The 6,370-nt window shown below is 38.4% G+C and carries 3 protein-coding genes; all 3 read right to left on the reverse strand.

Translation table 11 applies throughout. From position 1 onward, the window contains the following. Positions 1 to 58 precede the first annotated feature (58 nt). Positions 59 to 955 (reverse strand): hypothetical protein, encoded by an 897-nt coding sequence (locus F6K54_RS38205; RefSeq protein ID WP_293089298.1) that lies wholly within the window; start codon positions 953 to 955, stop codon positions 59 to 61. A gap of 1,011 nt (positions 956 to 1,966) precedes the next feature. Next, on the reverse strand, positions 1,967 to 3,352 hold the full coding sequence (locus F6K54_RS38210) for an AAA-like domain-containing protein (protein ID WP_293089300.1): 1,386 nt from the start codon (positions 3,350 to 3,352) through the stop codon (positions 1,967 to 1,969). A gap of 1,021 nt (positions 3,353 to 4,373) precedes the next feature. Beyond that, positions 4,374 to 6,023 carry an urea transporter gene (locus F6K54_RS38215; RefSeq protein ID WP_293089302.1) on the reverse strand — a complete coding sequence of 550 codons (1,650 nt, stop codon included), beginning with the start codon at positions 6,021 to 6,023 and terminating at the stop codon, positions 4,374 to 4,376. Between the last annotated feature and the right edge of the window lie 347 nt (positions 6,024 to 6,370).

Below are 6,370 nucleotides of genomic sequence, written 5' to 3' on the forward strand. Positions count from 1 at the left end.
CATTTTTTACCTCATTTACTCTGATATTTTTGACAAATGAAAAAGTGAAAAAAAAGATTTATATCTGTGATTCAGATAATTGAGTTTCATTACTTGTCGTTTTTTGAGTTTGAAGAATTCCTTTCTGATAAACTAACCAAGTAAAAATAGCAACTCCAGCTAAAGTTCCAGCCAAATCGTGGAGAATATGAAATAAGGCATTATAAACAATTTGAGGATGCTCCGGGGTGCCTCCATATTTATCTAAAAGAAAAACAAATGATAGATTTACTCCTACAGAAAATATAGGAAAGAAGATAATTTTCCAATCTTGAATAAGTTGATATCCTCGATAGGTAAGTACAGTAAAAACTAAAGTTAAAGCAATATAAATTGGCACTTTGAAACTAGGATCGTGGTTTTGATAACCTATGGGATACAAAATGGAAACAGCTAATAAACTAAGGGCAAAAACGATATTAACTACATTAGTTATTGTATTGGTGTCTTTACTTAAACCATTTGCCCACAAAGCAAATCCAGAAATCAAGAAAAAGTAAAACATGAAATTCAGCATCGTAAAATCATTCTGGTAATACCAACATTGAGTTACGTGCCAACCAATCTCCGAAGCAATAGATACCATAATAAAAGCTAGCCCTAATTGGGAAGCAAAAACAGCTTTTGTGCCTAATTTTGGATCTAATATAATGTTATTTAATGCTTGGTAAAAAATTCTCATTGCTAAAGGAATGAGTACAAAAGTTAAAATGTGAGTCAGAATTAAGGCATATCTCCAACCTCCTTGAATACAGGCGGTTCCTTTTTGATAAATTTCTATTTGTTCTGGTGTTATTTCTGGTAACTTTACTAAAACATAACCAAAACCAAAAAATGCGATCGCAAAACATATAGCAATAACAATTAAGCTACTACTAAAAATTTTTTCATCATTATTGGTAGTTAAATTAGACATATTCTATTAGTTCCTAATTAGTGTAGCCGAACCGCAGGATCAACCTAACACCATTAAGGCGATCTAACGCGCTATCAGCTAAAAATTATCTAGATTTTATGTTCCTTGTTGCCTTTGTCAAAAATAGTTGCACATAGAAAATACTCCTTTTTGGTATTTTTCTTAGCTACATTACCTAAGATAACTTTCACTAAACAATTCCACAACCTATAAAACCCACATAAATTTGATATAATTTCTCATACGATCTCATATAAACCTCATAAAATCACAAGCTGAAAGATAAAGAAGTGAATACTTTTGGCTAATTAGGGTTTGCTGAAAAAGTCTTTTTGCGCTCGACAGGGAGTAGGGAGTAGGGAGTAAGGAGTAGGGAGTAGGGAGTAGTGAAGAGTCAAGAGGAATCAGGGGTTGTAGAAAACATACAAAGGAAAAATTATCCCAGGCCCAAGTCTACCCAATTCTTACCCAAATACTCAATTTTTGAGCATTCTTAGGGGAAAACAGGGGTACTTTTTCACTATCTAAAAAGCCTAAAACCAATATCAGTAAAGACTTTTATATTTAATCAGCAAGCCCTAATTAGTAGAATAAAAGCTCAACTGAGAAGGTTTTTTCATCGCTAATTAAATGGACATGATATAACATTGACAGAAGCACAATGGTGTAGCCCGATGGCCTCAAAGTTTTGCCAGACCAGATCGGAAAAATAACAATTCAGAAAATGTGGAGGTCATTTCAGTTATTAGTCATCAGTTAGCCTCCTATCGGAGAAGCTACGCTAACAGTTATCACTACCTCTGCAATAAGGAGGCTTGATATCAGGAATATTCTATTTTTTTATCCTCTTAAAAGGGGAGGCTTTAGATCAGAATTTTTCGGTAATGATATCAAGAGTGTGGGTACCCACCCCTCGCCCCTCCCCCTCCGGTGGAGGGGAAGATAGGGTGATGGGGAAAGATTTGGCAATGGCACTCAGATGGAATATTTTTTTATTCAATTGTTATGCTATCAAATTAGTTTTAATGTTTGCCGGAAATAGTTTCGGTACAATTGATTACTGATAGCTACTTTATTTCCATCTAACTTCACTAACCCCATACTGTTTAACTTGTAAGCCTGAATAGGTTCTAGAAATATAGGTTTAGTACTACGTATAGCCTTATTCAAAGCGATCGCTAATTCCGGCTCATCCTGTAATTTTACTTGATGACGCTGCAAATGACTCGAATAAATTCCCGTCGATGTAGGAGCCGTTTTTAGGAGTTCCGTGAGTGTTACATCCCGTTGACTAAGATGATAAATAGCAAGATGTACTAATGCAGGGTGTCCTCCTATCATAGCTATCAAAAGATTTGCTTCTTTCTCATCTTTCCAATCAAGTTTGTAATATTTAGCTAATTCTACCACTTCTTCCAAGGAAAAACTGTGTAGCTGAATTGGCAACCCTACATTGAAAGGTGACTGCTTAAGCTGTAGAGGCACATAAATTTCCGTTGAGTGAACTACTACTAAACGCAATTTCTGCCATACAGGGAGTCTTTTGCCATCCTCATACCACGAACGTAACAAGGGAAAAAAGTCCTTTGCTATTTCCGGATGCTCAAAAATCTGGTTCACTTCATCCAAAGCTAAAAGTATGGGCGCATCAATTGAATTTAGTAAATAATCTTGGAAGTAGAGAGAACAGCTAATTTTACACCCAATATCTTCATCCCAATAGCCATCTAACATTAGTTCCATGCCTAATTGACGGGTAACATTAGCACAAAACCAGCGTAAAAACTTATTAATATCGCTACAAACATCTTGCTCTACCTGTTGTAGATTTAAATTAACAGTGTGATATTTTAAACGATTTGCATAGTCCATAACACGGAGTAGGAGGGAGCTTTTGCCCATTTCTTGTGGCGCTTTGATCCTTACCAAAGCTCCTGGGTTCTCAATTTCTGTATATATTTGCTTCTCAATATCAGATCGCTGTATATAAAATGGTGAATCTAGAGATATAGCCCCACAAGGAAATCTTGGTGACATCACTGGCCTAATTTCAGCAGAAAGTGTTATAGCATTTTGCCTGGGAATGGTTTTTTTTGATGTTGCTGTTGAGGTAAAATATGTTTCAAGCTGTGCCCGACAGTTTTTTTTTGTTACCTTCTCACTCATAACATCAGAAATTCGTCTAAATAGTTCAGGAGCTACAACATTGCTCAGATAACCAGGGCTATAACCTGCTTCTTCAGCTACTAGGTTATAGGTTTGATAATTCCAGATGCCTTGGAGAACTATCCTTTCTACATTATTGAGGGGAGGACGATCTATTTCGAGCAGCTTGCTGTTTATAGCTTTTAGAACAAAATCTAAATTGATAGGGTCTGAATTTTCTTCTCGATCCATATATCCATATATATATTAACTATTATTTATATATTAGCTATTACTAAGTATAATATAGTATTTTATGCAATAATTCCCTTTTTTTTGGGGAATAAAAAATAAATCATACCACAGCTCAAATACCCAGCTATTAACCTCAGAATGGGAATGAAGTGGAAGTGAGTTAGAAAACCCTAGCTTTTTTTCAATACATCTATCCGGAAAAGAGGGAGCAGGGAGTAGGGAATAGGGGGAAATAATTGATGATTTATTTACGAGAATTGATTTTATTTCTTATTACTGGAGATGTCTAATACACCTCCGCCTCTACAAAATTGATAAAGTAAATCGCAATAGTTATGATTATGAGGTATAATACCATTTTGAAAAAAGAATGTTACGAATAATAAGAGTCATAAATAAACTTTTGAATAAAGTCTATTTGACGAAAAAAATACCTTAAAACATCAAGAATTGCATTAAATATATCCATTCTGAATTCTGGATTCTGAATTCTGGATTCTAAGAAATACCCTAGCTATTTGTAGCAAACATTTATCAAATTGGTATAACTTAACTTTAGTCCGTGCCTATCAGACTCCTACTCAATCTGATGCAAGCTTTTTCCCAACATCTTTGGCATTAAAACAAACAATATTAGTCGAGTTCCCGTCCCAGCAATGACGCAAGCTAGAGCGCCGTATATATTTAGGGTTTGCTGAAAAAGTCTTATGGGTAAGGGTAGGAGACAACCCACCCCTCGCCCCTCCCCCTCCCAACCCACCCCTAGCCCCTCCGGTGGAGGGGAGGGGAAGACAGGAGAAATGGGAATTATAGAGGAGGTAGGAGAAAAAATAATCCCTTGATTATTCTGCGCAACTATGAGCCTAAAATGCTAATTTTTTGAACCATTACGACCTAAAAACTTGGACTTTTTTTAACTAAAAAATGCTAAAACCTCTATATGTCAATGCTTTTAGATTTAATCAGCAAGCCCTATTTAGAATAAAAAAAGAATAACAAATAGTCTTTGCCTATTCATCTAAATCACTAGCAACAATTCCAGAAAGATTTCCCAAGTAAGGTCTTTACCTCCAACTCGCTGTTGCAAAAAGGTAACTTCATCCTCTGAAAGGGGAGGCTCATCCACACTGGCTAAAACTACATTCATTTCCTCTACTTCCAGGACTCCATTACCATTTTTATCGATAGGAATAAAGTAAGTGGCGAACTCATCAAATCTCGACATCAGACGACGATGGCGCAGCAATAGTTCCCCAAATTCTTCAAAGTCGATTTCGCCACTGTTATCCACGTCCATGCTGGAAAAGAGAAAGTTTAGTTCCTCATTCTTCAGGGGATGTTCCGCTTGCTGAAGGTGATGCCTGAGTTCCTCCAAAGATAAACTACCACTGCGATCGCGGTCTATGGCATCAAAGATGTAACGCAGGTTGCCTTTTATTTCTTGGGGCGCCCGATCAAAGAAAATTTTATGATGTTGTCCTGCCATAGCTCCTTGCAACTGGCGACGGAAAGTCGAAATCGCTTCTTTGGCTGTAAGGTAGCGGAATCGATGATCTTCGGGGCAAGCAATGGCGTAAGGAGCAATAGGTACTAAGGAGGAACTCGATCGCCGTAAAATCAAGAAGCAGGCATAAGTACCCAGGTGAAATGAAACAGCTAAAATAGGCAGTCCCAAGGGAGCGATCGCCAGATTCAGCAGCCAGCCAAACGCTGCTGCTCCAAAAGCTCCAGCGCAGGCAAACATAATGCTTTTTCGATTAGGCACATAGAAAATACCACCAATAGAAATTGCCGTTAAGGCTGAGTTGTATCCTAATAGACCAGCGTACACCATATTCAGGTCTACCCCCACTAGAATGGCAACAAACAGACCAATAGCTGACCCAAGAGACCCAACTAAAGCTCCCATAGGACTACACAAGGCTAAGGCCATAATAATTAATAGAGCAGAAACTAAGTTGCCTGAAAAAAAGATTTGACCGATGCCACTGATGAGAGCGGACAAAATGCTTACCCCATCTAGAGACTCAGCCGGATTAGGAAACGGTGGTGGTGCGCCTAATTGAAAAAAGGGTTGCGGAACGTAGAGGGCAATTGCTAGAAAACTGTAGGTGACGATGTGAAATGGTACTCCCATAGAGGGCAATCCTAGATTGACTGCCATCCACTTCCCCAGATACTCCATTAACACCGTGCTGAGGGCAGCACAAATGATCGCGGCAAGTACCCACAGCCAGTTTCCAGTACCGTTACTCCAAGCGCCAAAAGTTCCTAAAGCTAGCCCGACTAAGGCTCCATTTAAACCAAAAATACCATTGCGAACGCTGGGGCGATCAAGATGCATCAAATAGCCTGTCCAGGTAGCTACAAGAACTCCCACAACTAGCATCAAGGCTGTCCAGGGCGATTGAATAAAAACTGCTAGAGTTATGAGTAGTCCAGATACCGGATTATTAGCAAACCCTACCTGACCGATTCCCCGTAAACTAGCATTGATCAAATCTAACAGTGGAGATGCCTCCAAGGTATCATTGAGGTCTTGCATGGTTCCCATAATGGGCAAGGGATGCCGATGAGAGGTTTTTTCTGATTTCAATAAACGGGAGAGCAGCTCATGAAGTGGCAAAGACTGAGGGTTGTTTTCAGTACTTTCAGAGGCATTAGACATGGTTATTTCAGTTATCAGTTATCAGTTATCAGTACCTCGTGCAATAAAGAGGCTTGATATCAAGAATATTCTTTTTCTCTTGGTGATTGGATATAGCGAGGAGACCTCGCCATCCCTCGACAGCTTTTTATATTATGTCCGGTTGAATAATTAGACTTTGCTGGAAGGAAGGCAGGAGGCAGGAGGCAGGAGGCAGAAGGTTTTATCAAGAGTGTCACCTTAATTTTATACACGCTCCGATGCTACTGGACATGATATTATCCCCTAAAAAGGGTAAATTTATTTTTGTGTTAAGCAAGATAGACTTTGCTTGTGTGATTCTACCATGAATTAGGACCGAGCCTTGG

This window comes from Okeania sp. SIO3B5, from assembly GCF_010692555.1.
Lineage (GTDB): Bacteria > Cyanobacteriota > Cyanobacteriia > Cyanobacteriales > Microcoleaceae > Okeania.

Excerpts from the sequence above, each read along its gene's own strand:
- F6K54_RS38205 (WP_293089298.1), bottom strand. The coding sequence starts at position 955 with ATGTCTAATTTAACTACCAATAATGATGAAAAAATTTTTAGTAGTAGC.
- F6K54_RS38210 (WP_293089300.1), bottom strand. The coding sequence starts at position 3,352 with ATGGATCGAGAAGAAAATTCAGACCCTATCAATTTAGATTTTGTTCTA.
- F6K54_RS38215 (WP_293089302.1), bottom strand. The coding sequence starts at position 6,023 with ATGTCTAATGCCTCTGAAAGTACTGAAAACAACCCTCAGTCTTTGCCA.